The organism is Agrobacterium sp. D14, assembly GCF_001526505.1.
Taxonomy (GTDB): Bacteria; Pseudomonadota; Alphaproteobacteria; order Rhizobiales; family Rhizobiaceae; genus Agrobacterium; species Agrobacterium leguminum.
The window spans coordinates 117,239-136,222 of the sequence record NZ_ASXX01000007.1 but is presented as its reverse complement, the minus strand read 5'-3'; the positions used below and the strand labels follow the sequence as shown (position 1 = coordinate 136,222).

Here is an 18,984-nt window from a genome sequence, read left to right as displayed (position 1 = left end):
GTATACGTTCAAAAAATACCTAAAATCTGAAGAACACGTGATTAGAGTTGTTCTTCCTGGTTACAGCCATCGCACATGCAATTGAATAAACGTACCGGTCATGGACGTTTATATGCCGCGACATAGTCGATTTTGACAGTGTTAGGATAATCTGCGGGATCTGGTGTCCCCGGCCAAGCGCCTCCCACCGACTGGTTCAATATAAAGTAGAACGGAACATTGAATGGCTCTGCCCCGGTGTAAAGTCCTGAACTGTTGGGCAGGGGAAACGTGACCTTTTTGACAAAGGTGTCATCGACGAAGAAAGAGATGCCTGTCGTATCCCATTCAGCCGCGTATACCGTCCAACGGTCGACGCTGGGAACAACATTTGCCGAACCGGAGTCCTGTGTATGCCCACCAGTCGATGTACCCCAGTGCAAAGTACTGTGCACTGTTTTGTCTTCAGTGGCATTGGTCGTGGAGTTGAGTTGCCCCACATATTCAAGAATGTCGATTTCGCCTCCGCAGGGCCAGTACATGCCACAGGTTCCCCAGTTCTTTTGCAATTGCGGCATCATCCAGAACGCTGGCCAAGATCCCCTTGCGACTGGCATTCTGATCCGTGCCTCCAGACGGCCAAAAGCCTGCGAAAAGCGATCCTTCGAGATGACAAGTCCGCTGAGCCACGATTTGGTGATCCCCAGGCAGCTCACGGACTGCTGCTTTGCGGTCAACTGTAGCGATCCGTTTTGGATCGCTACTTGCGAAGCGTTATAGCACTCCGTTCCCCAGGTCTCGCCAAAACCCTCCGTGCTAGATCCGTATGTTGGGCCCGTGGTGATTGCCACCCACTTTGCGGGATCAAGTGTACCATTCGAGAATTCATCAGAAAAAGTCAGAGCCCAACCATCGCGAACGGGAACAGGTACGTTGTCTGGCTGCGTTGGGGGGGAGGCGGCGATGCCTGGATTCAGCATGACATCGTCGACCAGCACCGAGACCGCACCGCCATCCTGTCTTTCGGCTGTAATACCGATCAATGTTGTATTCGGCATGGGAACGTCAATAACGACGCGCGTCCAGGCCGTTGAAGAAACGGCAATCGGGCCGGTGTTGGTATCCCATAGTGTTTCGTCAGTTACCTGATCGACGAGTTTTGTGTGAACAAGAGCGCTTCCCGTCTCCGCTCGGACATAATAAGCAACTCGGGTTAATGGCTGAGGGCATTCGCCGGGGCTTATATCTCGCTTGGCGGTGCCATATGGAGAACCGCTCAGTTTGAGTGACCAGTTATCTGTTCGTCCGGGGGAGGTTCTGGCCACCGCATTGCCGCTCCACCAAACCACAAACCCGCCCGTGTCTTGCGTGAAAGACTGGTTTGCGCAGGCATCATTCGCAACGACGACATCATCAATATAAACTGTTGTGTTGGTTGCCGGCGAAACCGGCTCGGCGGTAATGCCAATGAGTGTCTCATTGGTGATCATGGCGGGAATCGAAATCCTTGTCCAAGTCGTCCCCACAATGGTCGGTCCGGCGTTGACCGAATCGTACAGGACGGCGTCGGTCACCTGATCAACGAGCTTTGTGTAAATACGAGCACTACCCGTTTGGGTACGCACCCAATAATTCACATAAGCGATGCCGAGCGGGCATTCGGTGGGCAATATGTATCTGCTTGCCGTGCCAGGACCGCCCTGTAAGCGCAAGGATTGTGAATCCGTGTGGCCGACGGACGTGTCCACGACCGGAGCTGACCCGCTCCACCATGGTCCCCAGCCTCCGAGCCCGGCCGAAAATGACTGGTTCTCTCCGCAGTCTATACTTACAGCCTGAGCTGGAGAGCCCACAGCGTACAAAACCATGGCAAGCAGCCAGGCTAATAATGAGCCCTTCACGATACCCCCGAATAAAAACATCCTCTAGTTGAAATCCAATAAGCCCGAACTGATATCTTCCAGTCAAGTGATGAGTTGGGAGTTCGTCGCAAAGGCGCCACTTTTTATTTAGAGGCCTAAAAGGGCTAACTCGACTCCTGATCTGCACACTGTTTGATTGCAAAAAAAGCGCCTGCTTCTCCGCTTACACTTCTTTCTTTCATGAAGGCATTGCTATTCATCCGTGCATTCGGAATAACTAAAAAATAGGATTTTGGCGGGATATTCATGTTACCGGAATGAAGCATCGGGTACGATGTGGCACGCATGAAAAAAGACAGAGAAGCCCCCCTTATGGCTGCAGCGCACGAAGAACAGGCGCGTGGATATTGGCGGAATACACTGTTCTATGTGACGTTCCTTTATTTCACGGTCGGCTTCTCGCCCTATGTTTCGCTTTCCTCGACCTATCAGGGCTCCGCCATGGCGGCTGGGTCCAACCTGTTGAACCAGCTCACCGCGATCATTCTGCTTTTCAGTTTCATGGTATTTATGGCGAGGGAACGTTCGCTTTCCCTCGCCTTCACGCCGCGCCTGCTGATGGCGGCGATTTTCGGCTGGTTTGTCTTTACCTCGCTGGTAGGCGAGGCGCCGGCGTTTTCGCTGCGGCGGCTTGCCATGTGCGCCATCATCTGTGTGCTTGCCGGCGGCTTTCTGCAATTGCCACGCACGGAGCGGCATTTCACCACGCTGCTTGCCGGGTGCGTGATGATTATCCTGTTTCTGTGTTACTTCGGCGTCATCGTCCTGCCATCGCGATCTATCCATCAGGCAAGCGACGCGCTGGAGCCGCTTCTGGCGGGTAACTGGCGCGGGGTCTTCCAGCACAAGAACGAGGCTGCCTCGGTCATGGCGGTGCTGATCATTGTGGCGATTTATCTCTGCCGGCGCTGGTCCTTTATCGGCGGCCTGCTGGTGCTGCTGTTATCGCTGTTCTTCCTGATCAAGTCAGGCGGCAAGACGGTGCTCGGCCTGATGCCGATCGTCGTCGCGTCGGGCTGGTTTATCGTGCACTGGCCCCAGTGGCGTTATGTTGTCTTGGCCCTGCTTCTGTTGGTCTTCACCGTCGTGACCGTCGGCACCACGGTCGACCCGGTGTTTTCGCAGATGCTGACGAGGATGGGTGTCGATGCCAGCTTTACGGGCAGAACCGATATCTGGGTCGTCGCCATCGAGTACATCCGCAAAAGTCCGATCCTCGGATACGGCTATCAGGCCTTTTGGCGCAGCGACGCCCTGATGTCGAGCTTCACCGAAAACAATACCTGGGCGACGACCGCGCCGGCTTCCCACAGCGGCTATTTCGACCTGCTGCTTGCAGGCGGCATCCCGGGGCTCGGGCTAGTGCTGATGTGGATTTGCCTGCTGCCGCTTCACTATCTCGGCAAAATGGATGACACCACGCGCAACAGCCCGCTGACGCGGCTTTATGTCGGCGTCTGGCTGTATGTCCTGCTCTACGGCTTTCTGGAAACGCTATTCTTGCTCAGCTCGGGCTTCGTCTGGTTTTTTCTCCTCGTGGCGGTAATGGGCCTGCATCTGCAGGCGAATGCCAGCCTTGCCGAAGACGAGGTGGAGGCGAACCCTGTCCTGACCGGCAGCGATGCGGTTACGTAATTAAAAGCTTGATTCAATGTCGCCTGGATCACGCGGCTCGGCTTCGAGCAGATGCGACCCATCGGCTGTGTCGAGCGCGAGTGCGTACAGTAAATGTGCGATCGGCGATGTTGCCTGAAGCCATATGACGATGTCTGAAATTGCTTATACCATGGCCTCAGAAGCGTTGGCTTTCAAGCGTATCGAAGAGCAAGCCGCTCAAGGCTTCATGCTTGGTTACTCGAAAATCAATAGATAGTTGATTTTAATGGCGCACCCGACAGAATTCGAACCTGTGACCTTTGGAATCGGAATTGGAAGATATTTGTTCTAACTATATGATTTTTATAGTGTGTATTTCACTCTGTGTTAGAGCTGCGCTATATTTTTGCCGGAGCTTCGGATCTGCGATTAGCTCAGCCTGATTTTTCTGACACGAGCGAGGAGCGTCATCGGAATTGGGAGACTATGGTTGTAAGTCATTGTAACCAATGAGATGTAAGGCAGGCTGTACCAGTGTTGTGCTGAATTCTGAACACCGCTCGCCAAGATCAACTTTAGCAGCGCCGAAATTTATTTGCGCCGCCAACAACTGCGTTTCCAAGTGTAAATTCTTGTCTTATCGTCTCTTCGACAACGGCATTCGACTTACTGGAATTTAGGATGAAGCGCGAGACCCAGAGCTGGCAACACTACGAACGTATGATCGCTCGTCTTATGGCTGATCAGATCGACACCTCATTATGCGTTACGCCGAATGCCCGTATTGTTGGTAAAATCAGCGGCCGCAGCCGACAGATCGACGTGTTGATTGATTCCCGGCACGATACGGATGATAGCCGCAGGATCATCGTGGATGCCAAAAGACGAAAGCGCAAAATTGATGTGACTGATGTCGAGGCATTCCGCGGCATGATGGATGACGTGGGTGCGACACATGGCTATTTGGTATGTCCCGTCGGGTATACTGCGGCTGCAGAAAAGCGAGCGCAAATGGCGGTGTCGATCTGCTTGGTTCCCTTGGATCATATCGAAGACTTCGATCCCTCAACTTGGCCAGCTTGCATGAATTTGGCTTGCGAGCGGGGGCGAGTTTTCTGGGACGGATACCCCGAGTTATCACTAGTTCTCCAGGCTGTTACGAAAAACGCAAACCCATCCCGCGTTGTCAAGCGCTTCGTACATCATGTTGGCAAATGCGATCGGTGCGGCAGATTCCACGTACAGTGCAACACGTGTGGAGATATCTTATCCACGCCCGAAGATAATGATGACGACATTGGACATCAATGCAGCTGTCGGATGCCTTGGTTTTGGTTGGCCTCGATAGAGGAGGGGGAAAACGGCGCAAAGTCCGCAGAATTGCATTTGTGCCAGCTCAAAGGGGTCACTACTGTCGACAGAAGGCCATACCGACGTTAGCGTAAACGACCTTCAGGACGAGCCCCCAAGCTCGCAATCAGGTGAGCAGCTTAGCGCGAATTGAAGTTCTAATATCGTCGTAGTCGCTCTCTGTTTTTTTCATATAGATGTGAACCGCCTTGTGACAATTCGGGCAGAGGAGCGCAAAATCTGCTAAAGTAACGGATCGTCTCGAAGTGAAGGTAGAGATCGGAGTTTTATGATGAGCTTCGATGTAATTGACCCCATATCGAGCTAAAAAGTCTTCCTGCAAATATCACAAACAGACAGCGTACTACTTTTCAGTAAACTGACGGCCGCCCTACTTCTCTCGGCAATGAGGTGCGTGACATATCTACGGCCACCTTCCACAAATTCGCTCTCCTCAGTTTCAGGTTCGTGCTTAAAATAGGTGCCCCGCCTTTGCAGGGTCACGTGCATCTCATCGATTTCCGTGACCGAGAATTGCCCTTGAAAAAGCCACGCCCCTTTGGCCTCGGTGAAGAGCAAAATGGGGTATGAATACTGAGGCTGTAATATTAGAACCCTATTCGCCAGTTCGGCATATGAAATAAGAGAATTACGGGCTTTAAAAGAGTAACGATAGGTGTCTCGGCCATCAGCAACCCAGCCGTCATGCTTGTATGATCCAGGCCGTGTCTTGATAATAACACCTTGGATCTGGGGCGCCGCACCAATCCAATTGATACCTTGCTGCGGTGTGTTGCCGATTGCAAACTCGGCGCCTGCCCAGAAAGGCGACCCCTCAACTTTCGAATACTGGATCAGGTCGAAAAGGTTACGTTTTGATACCGTATCCCCGATAGAAATTTGGAAAATGTCGTTCGGCTTTTCCAGTAGCATCACGTCTCCGAGCAATCCACAGCTCGATGCCCTTTATTTAGTAAGGCAGCATCCAACCAGCATCTCGTATGTCTTCTCTGCGATGCGGATACTCACTCACACCGCATAGTCGAGCCCAACTCTAGTGAGATTTGCGCCGAGCTTCTGTATCAGATTCAGGGCATACTCGTACCTAAGCTGAGCAACGATTTTTGCTTCCTCAGTTTGATGGGTTATGCCACCGTTGTCCGTCTTAAACCGAGCAATCTGGGCCTTCAAAACATCGCCCTCCTTGGTAATCTTTCCTTTATTCATAGAAAGAAACAGCCTCCATGTGGGGGAGACCGTTTTGTCTCCATCATCGTCGTTTCCACTATAGATACTGAAAGGCATGACCTTCCCATCTATATTGATAAACAGTATATTATTGGAATTGATTTGAGGTCCGGACGGATGCCCTGTTCTTTTATACAATTTCATGGCGACAAACGATCTCACCGCACGCTCAGTATCGGAATCTATTCCGACTACGTTATTGTTGGGGTACATATCGCAGGCAGGTGAGGCGCAGACCCAATAATCGCCGTCTAGCTGCAAAACATGCCCGCAAGTGAGATGCCAACCGCCCATCCTCTTTGTTGAGACGTATCCGTTGTAATGCCTTATCGCCAACTCGTTTTCGGCCTGTTTATTAAGGTCAATACCGTAATGCTTTAGAAACGTTCCATCATCCGAATCCACGATTGAAATACCAAATTTCCGTACTTCGTCTTTAATCTCAGTTGTCAGTTGTTCGATGTGCCTATCAACGTGATCGTCAATTAGGCTCATTCTCTCTTCCTGCGTTCCTTTGAATATTCTTTCGTAAAACTTCGCATAGACGTGACGATTCGAGAGCGCCTTGTCCTCAACTATGACGCCATGTTCGTCGATCTGGCTTCGGAACTTGGCAGAGAGGAGGCGTGACGGCGAAGGTTGCCATGCTACGATTGCTTTTTTTAGAACGCCAATAAGGTCCGGCTCGTCCTTCTTCGCGAATGACATAAACCCGCTATCAGTTCGAATCCACAAGCAATTATGATCACTCGACCATGAGAGTTCACGATATTGCTGCTCCGCGAGTTGATCCTTATGGCGCGTTTCAAAATTGTTCATTGCCCAAAATAAAAATTTTGGAATATCGCCATTCTTGCAACCAAGGCGGTCTAGAGCTTTTTTAAATTCAACAAATGGAGCCTCGCCTTTGATCAACAAACCGACTGATTTCGTTCCAGTCTTAGGGTGACGGGTATGAAAATACTGATCTGTACCGAACGCATCCTGTAACGCCTGAAAGATACTTTCTTCGGTATTGTCGCCTTCAAAATCTTTTATTTTAGCCGCAGCTTCGTTGATTTGCGCTTGCTTATCTTTGATGTGGGCGCAGGGTGATAGCAACGACAGGACCATCTCATTAAACGGTACGGCGAGATTGTCGGCTTTTGTATGTATGACAACAAGATTGAAATGGCGATTTTCAAGCAAGGCGTGCGCTATTGATCGCGATTTTTTACCGTCGCCCTTGTCGCCATTTAATTGATAATCCAATATTAACATATCTGATTGATGAAGATGCGATGCTAGTACGTCCTCGTTCGTATCTGATGCTTTTGCACCATCATAAATGTCGATCATCAGCCCTGGCTTTTTCTGCCTGAACTTTTTGATTAGCTCCAATACCGGACCGGGCTCCCTGAGCCAGGATTTAGATTCAGGGTCTGATTTTGCCACAAGTTCGCAAATTCCTGCCAAGCTCGTACGGTCAAGAATTTCCTCCCACGTGGGATAGTCGTCATCAATAATGAGCACTGACCTGATTGGATCGATAAATGCTTCCTGAACAAGCGCGGTATACGCAGCGTCAGTTGTCATATTCCGCACCTTTAAAGTCGATCACAAAGTTTGCTCCGCTTTCAAGCTGATACTGCTTTTCTTCAGCGTATTGGATTTGATGCCCGCCAGCGGCTAAATTCATTCTGCAAAGATATAAGCCGATTCCATTTCCGCCGCCTAAACGCCTTGTAAAGAATAAACGAAAAAGTTGTGCAGTATCGACTGAATCGACACCAGGGCCATTATCCGAGACTACCACGCGTTTATTTTCCACTCCGAGCTGAATGCGACCAGCCAGCTTTTTCCCGGACGCCACCCAATAAAGACTGTTGTTAACGAGATTGATGAAAACCGGCAGTATCCGAGACGGCTGCTCGAACACCTTGAATTTTCGAAAAGCATCGGTTGCTTCCAGCTTGATTGCATCGCGATTGAGAGGCTTACGGAAAAACTCCAACAAGTATTCTTCGATTTCTGCGCCGTTTATGAAGCGTTGCGTTTTTTTTCCGGATACTTTTAAGGGAGCTAGAAAATCGAGGTGCTTTGCAAGTCCTTCCAGGCCTGTACGCATGCCGCGAGTGATTTGAGGCTCGATTTCGCGGGCCTCGAGAAAAGTTAAGCCTTGCCGAATCATTTGATCGTAAGACTTCAATTCGTGTCCGAGTATCTCAACTGTAATACCGAGTTGTGCTAGCTGGTTTACTCTGTTTAATTCCTCTCTGAGGTCATTGTTATCGTTCATCCCCTGGGTTGCAACTAGATGCAGGTCGACGTTGTCCCGTAGAAGCTCCAATGCGGATATGTATCCTTCAAATATATCCGCATTTTCTTCGGCAATCTGTTGCCGCCAAGTTTCCAAAAGACTGCTGGAATAATTTAAATCGACCTCGCCGCTCTTCAGGCGATCGATTAGCGGCATTGCCACAGAGTGGAATTGTTTGTTTCTCTCTGCGAAGATGGCATCAATTCGATCTTTTTCGCCACCCTGCAACTTCTCTATTTCCAGCCTCCATCGGCGGAGAGCCGCCTGCAACTGCCCTGCATTCCGCTGCATCTGTTGCGTAAGAATTTCCTCCGGACGAGGAGGCTTTATTGTGTTTATGGCATCAGAAATTCGATTACCCATTTCCGATAGCCGGCTTTGACTCCGCTCCATGTATGAACGGAAGAGACGATAGTCTTCCTCTAGAGCTCCTAAGGGGCTTGGCGCCCCTGGCAGGCGAAACTGCGTTAACGATTCCCTCAAGCTCTCCAACGTCTTTTGAGCGGAAACAAGCTCTTCGCCGTTCGTGATGGTCAGTTTGTCTAACTGCGTTGAGATCTCGTCTTCGAATTCTGGGATCGATTTAAGATGACGCTCCAACAACCCGCGAAATTTCTTGCGGTTTATCTTGCCAAGGTTTTTGCGCTCTTGTTCCGCACGAGCTTTTAGATTTTTGCTTTTTATCTCTTCGAGCTCAGGAGCGCGGATATTAGATTCAGAGCCAAAAAATTCGTATGCGCTACGTCGCAAGACGTTGATTATTATGGTTTTTACGGCCTTCGCAGCGCGATTGTCGATGAAGCCTTCTCTGCCCGCTTTATCCTTTAAATTCGGATTATTTTCGCGGCTAATCGCGATCCGACCGAACATACGTCGAGCATTCCAGAACTCGCGCCCTGCGCTAATGCTACGTCTTTGCTCAATTTCGAAGAAGTCGTTGTCAACACGTCCATATGGAAGAACGCGCAAGCCATTGCGAAATACCATGAAGCCGCCATAGCGCTCTGCCAGACTCTCGCAATGCGCCCACTGATCATCCGTATGGGTGCTGTTTACTCTGTTCCTCTCATACGTAGCTACGTAAATGTCGACAGGCCCGATACGGGTAGTCGGCCCCTTCGGAACCGTGAAATCCTTGGGCGGTGGAACGACATAGTCCTGACCGACTTTGCGCCATTCTCCGAATGCCTTGACCTGCCCTCTAAAAAAACCCTCGTCATCGACCGTGCCCTCGATAACGTGCTCCATGACGTCCGTATCTGCACGGCTGTAGATCTCGTTCGGACTCACTACATTTCTAACGCCCTGACCGTCCCAAACTTTGACCGCATAGGTGAAGAGGGGGTCTACAGCGTTAACCTCATGGCCATTAGGATCGGCCAATGGGTCGACAAATGCTGAAAGTGTGCGAAAAAATTGGCTACGTATTTCCTGTATTGCTCCGTCTGAAGGAGCACTCGGAAGTTGCGCTTTTAAATCGAAATTAATGTTCGACATGAGCATGGCTGTACCATGCTCAGACGTCCCCGCCCAAACTTGCCATTGCTCGAAATGATCGATGCTGAACCGAGTGTTTATGATCGTTTCTGCAATTGTCTTTGATGGCGGGACCGCGGTTTCGTCTTCCGCGACGATAAGGCTGTCATAAGCGCGCCAAGCTTGCTCCAGGCGCAGTCTTCGACGTTCATCGTTTCCGCCCCAAACGTTTTCAACAAGGCGGTCGAAGAGTGCAGGCAGCAAGTCGACAAGGTCTTCTCGCTCCGAAAATGAGGTTACTGGAATTTCGATGTCATTTAAGACCAGGAAAGGATTCTCGAAAATTCGCCAATCGACTAGCGCGGCAACAAAATCTTGATTCTTTCTTTTTGAGACAAGCAGCAGCAGCGGGCCGAGATTGGCAGATGACAGTCTACCGATACCTTTCTGCCCTTGTTTTGTTCGCTCCGGAAGCCCGTTTTTGTCGGCCTCTAAGTCGCGACGTGGATCGTACTTCGACTCAGTTCCGACTACCAGCCAACGATCCAAAAATTCGTCATAATTCATGCCATGACCATCGTCGTAAATGGCGGCGACTGGTTCACTATCGTCGAAGATATGTAATTCTACCGACCGAGCATAGGCGTCATAAGCATTTTTCCATAGCTCAGATACTGCCGTTGGGCAGTCAGCAATCTGCTCTCTTCCAAGATGGTCGACTGTACGGGCTTGGGTACGGAATGCGACGGATTCGATCATACAAGTATCAGTTCAGCTTCTTGCTGATCCGCCATACGCTCTTTGTCACTCGGAGCGAACAATTTTGAAATATGCCTTAAGAGCGTTTCACCCATTTTAACCGGCACGGCATTGCCGATTTGCTTACCTGCGGCCATCAAGCCGCCGACGAAATTGAAGTGGTCTGGAAAAGTTTGGATCCTCGCGGCTTGTCGAGCAGTTATGCCGTGATCCTGGGTCGGATGCACGAAGCGCCCCTTCGACGGGTTTATACAAGCAGTCGTCATTGTTGGCGCTGGAAACGCGGGATCAATTCGCCCGTAAACGTCGCGGTGGCCGTTGTGCTCCATATGACATGGCAAGATACGTCCGGAATCCTTGCGGCTACCACCATTGTGAGGAGTATTTGCGAAAACGCTAATCATCGCCTGCGAATGCTGCATGTGCACATCATTAATATCGCCTGGCTCGGCGGGCAGAAAGACTGTTGCACAAGCAACCCAAGGCTTAAGTGTTGGGTTCAGAAGGCGTTCTTTCTCTGACCCGTGAGAAGGTGCCGGGGGCCATTGGAAATTCGAGCGATCTATGTTTTCCTCGACTCCCAGCACAAATACGCGCTTGCGTCTCTGGGGCAAACCGTAGTCCCTGGCATCCAGCACGACCGGATCGAATAGGTGATAGCCCGCGTTGCGGCCCTCATTGTAAAACTGCTCCAGGTATTCCCGGTGTCTATCCCACAGAATGCCTGGGACGTTCTCCATCAAAAATGCCCGCGGTCGAAATTCTCGAACGTAGTCGAAATAACGGTGTATTAGCTTATTTCGGGGGTCGTTAACGCCCGCGTCGTTTATGCGATGCGCAGAAAAACCCTGGCAAGGTGGACCTCCAAGCAACACATCGCAAACATTTCCTCCCGAAAAGTGCTTTTCACGAAGTTTGCTGGGGCAGAGCTTGGAGATGTCGTCTTCGTATAGCGTGGGCGGATCTATGGCTCCTGCCTGACAAAAGTTCTTGCGATATGTTTCAGCTGCCCACTTATCTAATTCTACGGCAACAACCACCGACATTTCTGCCTGTTGAGCGGCAAGCGAGAGCCCTCCTGCTCCCGCGAAGAGGTCTGCGACTCGGTAACGTTTGGCTATGCTATTGTTCATAAATGGTTTTCGCTGTTGACAGCCTATTCTATCGTTCTCCGGTTGACTATACGTAAAATCACCCTTGATTGAATACAAAAAGCGATTTGTCTACAAAAAAGAAAGTTATTTTGAAGGCGTGTTGGACCGCAAAGAGGTGATGAGATTTTCAGTCGCGGACTTGAGTTCGCATTGCCAAATGATGAAAACCGCCCATCCTCCCTCAGCAAGGGAGGCGATGTTCCTAGCGTCTCGGTCAAGATTTTTTTGTAATTTTTCATTCCAAAATTGTTGATTGCTTGTTGGCCTTCTACCGCGTGAACAGTCGTGCCCATGCCAGAAACACCCATGCACGAAGACAACTGTTTGAAATTTTGGGAGTACGATGTCGGGTTTACCCGGGAGTTCTCGGTTATGTAGACGAAAGCGAAAACCGCACCGATGGAGTGACGAGCGGACATACAACTCCGGTGCAGTATTTTTGCCCTCGATCCGAGACATGACCTCCGACCGCTTTTCTTTCGAAAACTTATCCACGATTCAAGTCCCGCGGTGATTCCGACGACCTGCTAATAAAACAGAATATGTCCTTGTGGGTCTACGAAGAACAGCACAAAATGGCTTTTAATATGTGCAGCTCCGCGATCGATCTAAACTAACAAATTACGCAAGTTGTGACGTTTCGCTCAAATTGAATGGTCCGCGCGCGTCCGCAAGGTCCACGAAACCCATTCTCCCTATGCTCGCGTGTAGTCGCCACATGCGGGGATATGACGTGAGAGTTGCAAGAGCTAAAACTGGCGGCCTGACCGCCTTGGTGAAAGCTATCCGCGCCTCCATTCCAATTTTGGGGGCGTGCGCAATGGTGGCTATATGGTCACTGTGCGTGAAACTGTCAGGTGTTGCGCCTTACATTCTTCCAGGGCCGGAAACGGTGGCTACGGCGCTCGTCAATGACTGGCCAATATTGGGGGCGGGTCTTTGGGTTACAGCGAAAACGACGTTTCTAGCGTTGCTTCTTGCTTTGATCGGCGGATGGGGCACTGCTTTGCTGCTGGCGCAGGCCCGCTGGATTGAGGGACTGTTCCAGCCGGTCACCGTAACTGTTCAAGTCACGCCAATTGTCGCGATTGCGCCGCTGATCGCCATCTACGCGGCCACGGTGCAGATGGCGCAGATGATCTGCGCGTTTATCGTCGCCTTCTTTCCGATCATGCTGAATACGTTGCAAGGGTTGAAAAGTGCCGAGCGCTACCACGCCGATTTGCTCCGCACCTACGGCGCGTCCCGATGGCAGACGTTTCGTTACCTGAGAATCCCGTCCGCGCTGCCTAGCATTTTCGCGGGCGTTAAGATCAGTGGGGGGCTTGCGTTGATCGGGGCTGTCGTAGCGGAATTTTCCGTGGGGCAAGCGGGCAAGAATGCTGGTTTGGCTTTTCGACTATTGGAGGCACAAACCCGATTAAACACGCCGCGTGTGTTTGCAGCGCTTGTTTTGCTGGCTGCGCTCGGAGCCGTGATTTTCATGATGACATCATTTCTATCATGGCTCTTTCTTCGACACTGGCACGAGAGCGAAATTTCAACAACAAGCTGAACGTCTGCAGGACACTGATTTCTGCGTCGGAGGGATGGCCATGGCTCACGAGATGGAAGATGTGTTGGGACGGCTGGCCGTCGCAATTAAAGCGTTGCTGGCAAATAATAAGCTGGCGGCAACGAATCCAAGTGAAGTTGCGATCACGTTCGATCTGGGTTGGCACATTCGCGAAATGTTCGGCAACGAATGGGACGTAAATGGCGAATATGATCGCCTCGGAGAAGATGAAAAAGCGCTAGTTTATCCGGACCGACCCAAGCAGAAGGCGACCGACAACATTCGTCCGGACATCATTGTCCATAAGATAAACGAGAAGAACAATTTGCTCGTGGTCGAAGCGAAGCTATCACCCAAGGACCTTGAGCATCCATATGACGAATGGAAGCTACGCGGGCTCACTTGGCAGCAGGGTGAATACGCATACGTTGTTGGCGTCCAACTCTCATTGTTTATGCCAGCGCAGCGTGTCACGCGTTGTCGTGTTTTTGTCGATGCCGAGATCAGCAATCAGTGGAGCGAATGGTTGTTCGAACGGGTGCCGCACTAGACTGGGGCGTCGCGCGCAAGGGCACAGAGCCAACTCGCTGTGGAGACGGCAGATAGACAGACAGACGCGCGGCGTTTCTCGGGCGCTTCGGCTGCAAAGATTTTGCGCAAGATGCCTGTTGGGTAGCAAGTTGCTCATCTCGTCCGCTAAAATCGCGAACCTCATAAAACACACGTTTTCTGACGTTTGCGCTCTCGATGGCGCTGACGCCTTGATTTCATAGAGCAAATTTCAACCTGCCAACGACGCTCGCCCTTCCTGCTCATCGGCAACATAACGAACGGCATAGAAATGCTGTTTTTTGTGAGGTTCTGATGAAGCAAGCGCGCGTTTTGACGGATGCCGAATTTAAGCGGTTGCTGGCCGTGGTGGCACAGACGAAGCATGCGGGGCGAAATAGGCTTGCGTTGATGCTGTCACACCTCGCAGGGTTGCGCGTGGGTGAGATTGCCGCTCTGACGGTGCGCGATGTCCTCGACAACGACGGGAAGGTTCGCGAGCAACTGCGGCTGCGGGCCGAGATCACCAAGGGCGGTCATGCGCGTGTGGTGTTTCTCAACGAGAAGCTACGCCGGGAGATCGAACGGCATCGCGGCGAATGGCCCGAACACAAGGACGCCGATGCACCACTGCTTGCGACACAGAAGCGGACGGCGTTTTCCGCGAATACCCTCTGCCAGTTAATCGGACAATTATATAAGAGCGCCGGTCTCGACGGGGCGACCTCGCATAGCGGTCGCCGTTGGTTCATCACCCGGCTTGCACATTCCGGCGTCAGCCCGAAGGTCATCATGACGCTGGCGGGCCACCGGAACTTGACGACCACACAACGTTACATCGATGTGCGCGACGACATGATGAAAGCGGCGGTCGATTTGCTCTGACCGCTGCTCATGGGGCAAAAGTTCGCTCAACGAACTTTTTACAGGAGCGGCTTGCGGACTTCTATCCGCTTTGGCTTTGCACCCCAGCAGGCCGTTTCGAATTCCTTCTTATCGAGCGAATGAGAACCTGCCTTCATGCGCAAACCAAGCTGGCCAAATTTTTCAACGAGCAGTTCATGTCCCTTCCGCATCTTTTCTGTCCGGTCATCGTCACCGTTTGCGAACGTGCTTTCGCCTGACAGTTCTTCCAGAACCATGTTCCAGGAGGTCATGGACGAGTAGCCGAGTGAGACGGCTTGCAGCACGAGATATGTGTCTTCGCCATGTGTGCGGAAGCTTGGATCAGGGAGCAGCGGTTTCCGACCCTCTTTCTCAAAGTTACGGACAACGATCATGCTGCCTTTCAGGTCCGTGCTCTTCTTGAAGACGTGATGGTTCGCGTACGGACTTCCGGGGGCATTAAGCTCCTTGCTGAAAGGAACCTTCCGCCCGTAGATCGGGGCAAAAACATCAACGCCATCGTAGGCATCTTTCCCGTTCGCGGCCATTTCCGCAAACAGACGGTAGCTGCTGTTATGGCTTTCGGCCTGCATCAGCACGGCATCATCATCCATGATGATGCCCCAATCGAAGTCGCTGGCATATAGCCGCTTGAGGCAGTCGATGCGGTTTTCGATCAGAATGCGGGGGCCGACGCGCGTGATGTCCCCGCCATGCTCGGAAAGCAACGTCAGTTCTTTGCTGGCGGCAACTTCTTTATCGGTCCAGTTGGACGCAATAACGTGAACCGGAATATCGGTCATGCGTCGCCACCATTCGAGTTGCCATTCAAAGTCGAACTTCCTGTCGGCCCGGTGTTCGGCATCGTCAGGCAAGCAACTCGTTATGAAGGCGCCGAATGCGCGTCCGCTGGAGGACGGTGCGGCCGGAAATGACGTCTTCGCGCGTCTGTTCTTATCGATCAGCTTGAAGTTTCTGAGCCGGGGGGTGGATGACGATGCGACTAATGTGCTGGAAGCTGCTGTCTTGCCAGATACAGGTGATTTCGATCGGCTTCCCCCTTTCGGGCCGGATGGCCGCATGGGAGAAGGCGGCGGGGGAACCGGGGTAGCGATGAAATCTTCGCATACTTGAGTTCGGGCCATGGAAACGCCGAGGACCATCGGGGAAACGTATTCGAAATGGTCGCCACCCTCAAACGTGTGGTCGATGCAAAAAGCTGCGTCGGCCACGTCGCTGTCGGCGATATAGCCGGCCAAGTCTTCGCCGTAGGCAGATGTGGTTTTCCAGAGTGCGGCCATGTCGGCGAGCGAGAGCTCCATTTGTGCATCAAGCGCATTTGCCGGCGCGGCGAAATCCAAAAACGGATAGGATAGCCCAGAGTAACCTTGCGCACTGGTGAAGCCGGCTTCCAGCGTCGTTCCGTTCGACAGCCACTGGAGGCGTTTTGGCGTCGGATCGGCGGCAAGCTGCGCTCCGTTGGCCCTCTTGAACAAGGCCTTAGCCATATCGAGGTTGCTGGCCGAAGCCTTCATCCCCGCGCATGTCGCTTGAAAATGACGCGTTCTCTGCCCCAGCTTAGCGCCTTGTCGCAGCCCTGCATCGGTATAGTCCGCGATGGGGCGAAGTGTGAACCGCGTTTGTGACTTTGCATCATCAACGACTGAAATGTGCTCATCATCAACCAATAAGCGCCATTGGCAATCGTGTTGGAACAACTGCCTGAAGGTTTCAGCATCGGAAAGTTCAAGGGTAAGCTGCCCTCGGCCTTCCAGTTCCGGGAGGGCGTTAGCAAGAGTAACGGTGGCATTCGTGAAACTGTAGGCATCCGACAGGAAACGGAGTTTTGTACGCGAAACCCCGTCCGTCGCTTCGTTCCAGATCGCGATCAACTGCAATTTGCCGGTGTTAGATGACTTGCAGGTGCCGACAATCAGATCGAGCGCCCGAAACAGGTGATAGAGCGGACGACCGGCAAGCGGATGATCGTCAGGCTTCCTGTTGCCCGCGATTTCGAGCAGATATTTGTCGATGATCTTCTGGTCGTCCTCGTCGCGGACATGCACAAGGAAGGTTTGGCCGCCTTGGGAAAACAGCAGGGAGCGATGGAAGCCATCGGCAAGAGCCACGCCCGGAAGTGCTTCCGTGACTATACGCGATTGCTCTAATTCACTGGTGATCATGTCGAGCCGGGAAGACCGAAGGCTTTGTGCCTTCTTGGCCGCAGGGCGTGCGAAATAATCTACAGCCTCGCTGTAACGCCCGGATACGCCGCCGCCTTCTGCCAGCCATTGGCTCAACGGAACCTTGCCTTTGATTTTTGAAGCAAGTCGCAGCACATTGCTGATCTCACTACGCCAGCTTTTGCTGCGTTTTGCGAAGGCCAGGTCGGTCAGGGCATTATAGGGGTTGTCGGTGGTGACCTTGTTCAGCGTCTTGCCACACTCATCGAGAAACTCCTCGAACGCCGACGTGTCGCGGCGGATTTCTTCGCCAAACTCAAAAAGCCTCTCTAGGGCCACGTACAGCAATTTCTGGCCTTCGCTGTCATGATTCTCAAAAGCGTCGGCAGCGTCGATTACAATCCGAAACTGGTTCTTGTGCTGATCGAGAAGGGAAACGATTGGTTCTTTCTTAACGGCTTTGCCCATTGGATGCTCGCAATGATTTTTTCAATTTCCCCGCAATGAAGCCGTGCAGGTCTTAAAAAATTGCAGCGGATCAGTAGAACAAGGTTCTTAAGGTTATTCAATGCTTTCCACGAAATCTACGCATGCCGTCTATACGCCATCCATCACCGCCGAATTCGCCAAGATCGGGCATTCACAGCACCTGAAGCGAACCTATGCATTCCACGAGCGAGACCTGAACTTTCTCGACCCGCATAGCAGGTTGTTCCACTATCCCTATGCGCTCTACAGCGCAGGACAAGCCGCCAAGAATGACAGCGCAGCGAAGCACACAAGCTCGGTCAGCGTTCGTGATAAAAGCAAGACGACAATCATTGGGGACAGCGGCGGTTTTCAGATTCAGCAGGGGACCATCGAATTTGCCGGCGACGAAACGTGCGAACGCATGCTGCGCTGGCTTGAGCGGCACGCCGACTTTTCCATGTCGCTTGACTTCCCGACCGGGGGCATCTCGCCCGGAAATGTTGCCCCACACGTGGCTCGGCTCATCGCCGCCGGACACCCTCTCCAAGCGCAGAGTGCCGCAAGCGGCCTGTCAATGGATTTCAACGCTTGCCTGATGCAGTCGCTGCTCAATCTCGATTATTTCGTCCAGCATCGCACGCCCGGAGCGACGAATATCCTGAATGTCATCCAAGGGCGCACTGAGCGCGAAAGCAAGGTCTGGTACGATGCAGTTAAGGGCTACGGGCTGGAAGGCTGGGCATTCGCGGGTGCGCATCAGAGCGCGTTCTCGATGGCGGTGGCCCGTTTGCTCGACATGTATGATGACGGTCTGTTGCAGAATGCCCGGTGGATACACTTTCTCGGCATTTCCACCCTTGAGCCGGCCTACTTGTTCACAACGATCCTCCGCTGTCTGCGTCGGTTTAATCCGGACATCGGTATCTCGTTCGACACATCGAGCCCATTTCTTTCAGCGGCCAACTTCAACATGTACGTGTCGTTCCGCTTCGACAAATATGGCTGCGCTCTAACGCCGCTGGCGTTCGCTGAACATGCACGCACCGATGATAATCGGACAATCAATGAGATGGCGCGCGACCTCGCGAGAGAGGTCACAATAAGACGTGCCGGTATGCCCGAGTTTAGTTTCACGCCACTCCCTGTCGCGACGGCCATCGGCTCAAAGGTGACCGTCGCCGAAATCTGCGAGATTCGGGATGGTAAGCTGCGTGTCACAACGGATGGTGTTTGGATTTTGATGAACCACAACGTCGAGGTTTTCAAGAAAGCCTTCGAAACACTCAATCGCAGCTTCGATGAGAACCCGCTAGACGATGATATGCCGGTGCATGTCCGCGCTGCTAAGGTCGCAATCGAGAAGATTTTCGAGGAACGGGTTTTGAAAGGTGCGACTGCCGCAAGGGATTTGCTGCGGGAATGCACCACTCTGTTAGACGTGTTTGCGGAGGCAAGGAACTAACCATTGGTGCACAACTGGCCTGCCTTCTATGCCGTGTGCGCTGCGATAGTCGTGAAAATGCCGATTCTGCAATCGTCGCGAATATCGCACGCACAA

14 protein-coding genes are annotated in these 18,984 nt (G+C 52.1%); 6 read left to right on the top strand and 8 right to left on the bottom strand.

Going from position 1 to position 18,984, the window contains the following annotated elements:
• Positions 1-98: 98 nt before the first annotated feature.
• Positions 99-1,649, bottom strand: coding sequence for a family 16 glycosylhydrolase (locus L901_RS05905; protein ID WP_183044125.1), 1,551 nt, complete (start codon positions 1,647-1,649; stop codon positions 99-101).
• 564 nt (positions 1,650-2,213) lie between these two features.
• Here L901_RS05905 and uppW point away from each other — a divergent pair.
• Positions 2,214-3,536 carry a Wzy-type polysaccharide biosynthesis protein UppW gene (gene uppW / locus L901_RS05900; RefSeq protein ID WP_059754397.1) on the top strand — a complete coding sequence of 441 codons (1,323 nt, stop codon included), beginning with the start codon at positions 2,214-2,216 and terminating at the stop codon, positions 3,534-3,536.
• Between the two features lie 642 nt (positions 3,537-4,178).
• Positions 4,179-4,937 (top strand): restriction endonuclease, encoded by a 759-nt coding sequence (locus tag L901_RS05895; protein WP_059754396.1) that lies wholly within the window; start codon positions 4,179-4,181, stop codon positions 4,935-4,937.
• 37 nt (positions 4,938-4,974) lie between these two features.
• Here the strand turns inward: L901_RS05895 and L901_RS27895 are convergent, their stop codons facing one another.
• From L901_RS27895 to L901_RS26015, 6 genes are all read right to left on the bottom strand, one after another.
• Complete coding sequence (locus L901_RS27895) at positions 4,975-5,190, bottom strand: HNH endonuclease (protein ID WP_197419693.1); 216 nt, start codon at positions 5,188-5,190, stop codon at positions 4,975-4,977.
• On the bottom strand, positions 5,172-5,780 hold the full coding sequence (locus L901_RS05890; RefSeq protein WP_197419692.1) for a hypothetical protein: 609 nt from the start codon (positions 5,778-5,780) through the stop codon (positions 5,172-5,174). The genes L901_RS27895 and L901_RS05890 overlap by 19 nt, the downstream gene beginning before the upstream one ends.
• Before the next feature lie 96 nt (positions 5,781-5,876).
• The gene (locus tag L901_RS05885) at positions 5,877-7,670 is read right to left on the bottom strand and encodes a response regulator receiver domain (protein ID WP_059754393.1); all 1,794 of its coding nucleotides are present in this window, start codon (positions 7,668-7,670) and stop codon (positions 5,877-5,879) included.
• Complete coding sequence (locus L901_RS05880; protein WP_059754391.1) at positions 7,660-10,629, bottom strand: ATP-binding protein; 2,970 nt, start codon at positions 10,627-10,629, stop codon at positions 7,660-7,662. Before L901_RS05880 ends, L901_RS05885 begins: the two co-directional genes overlap by 11 nt.
• The gene (locus tag L901_RS05875) at positions 10,626-11,762 is read right to left on the bottom strand and encodes a DNA cytosine methyltransferase (protein ID WP_059754387.1); all 1,137 of its coding nucleotides are present in this window, start codon (positions 11,760-11,762) and stop codon (positions 10,626-10,628) included. The genes L901_RS05880 and L901_RS05875 overlap by 4 nt, the downstream gene beginning before the upstream one ends.
• Positions 11,763-11,867: 105 nt before the next feature.
• The gene (locus tag L901_RS26015; protein ID WP_256381341.1) at positions 11,868-12,278 is read right to left on the bottom strand and encodes a very short patch repair endonuclease; all 411 of its coding nucleotides are present in this window, start codon (positions 12,276-12,278) and stop codon (positions 11,868-11,870) included.
• 238 nt (positions 12,279-12,516) lie between these two features.
• Here L901_RS26015 and L901_RS05870 point away from each other — a divergent pair, with 238 nt between their 5' ends.
• From L901_RS05870 to L901_RS05860, 3 genes are all read left to right on the top strand, one after another.
• Complete coding sequence (locus tag L901_RS05870; protein WP_245289587.1) at positions 12,517-13,338, top strand: ABC transporter permease; 822 nt, start codon at positions 12,517-12,519, stop codon at positions 13,336-13,338.
• A 40-nt stretch (positions 13,339-13,378) separates the two neighbouring features.
• The gene (locus L901_RS05865; RefSeq protein WP_147401572.1) at positions 13,379-13,888 is read left to right on the top strand and encodes a hypothetical protein; all 510 of its coding nucleotides are present in this window, start codon (positions 13,379-13,381) and stop codon (positions 13,886-13,888) included.
• A 314-nt stretch (positions 13,889-14,202) separates the two neighbouring features.
• Positions 14,203-14,772 (top strand): site-specific integrase, encoded by a 570-nt coding sequence (locus L901_RS05860; protein WP_059754378.1) that lies wholly within the window; start codon positions 14,203-14,205, stop codon positions 14,770-14,772.
• A 38-nt stretch (positions 14,773-14,810) separates the two neighbouring features.
• Here L901_RS05860 and L901_RS05855 read toward each other — a convergent pair whose 3' ends face one another.
• On the bottom strand, positions 14,811-17,423 hold the full coding sequence (locus tag L901_RS05855; RefSeq protein ID WP_059754375.1) for a hypothetical protein: 2,613 nt from the start codon (positions 17,421-17,423) through the stop codon (positions 14,811-14,813).
• A 100-nt stretch (positions 17,424-17,523) separates the two neighbouring features.
• Between L901_RS05855 and L901_RS05850 the strand changes: the two genes are divergently transcribed.
• Positions 17,524-18,888 (top strand): hypothetical protein, encoded by a 1,365-nt coding sequence (locus L901_RS05850; RefSeq protein WP_059754372.1) that lies wholly within the window; start codon positions 17,524-17,526, stop codon positions 18,886-18,888.
• Positions 18,889-18,984 lie beyond the last annotated feature (96 nt).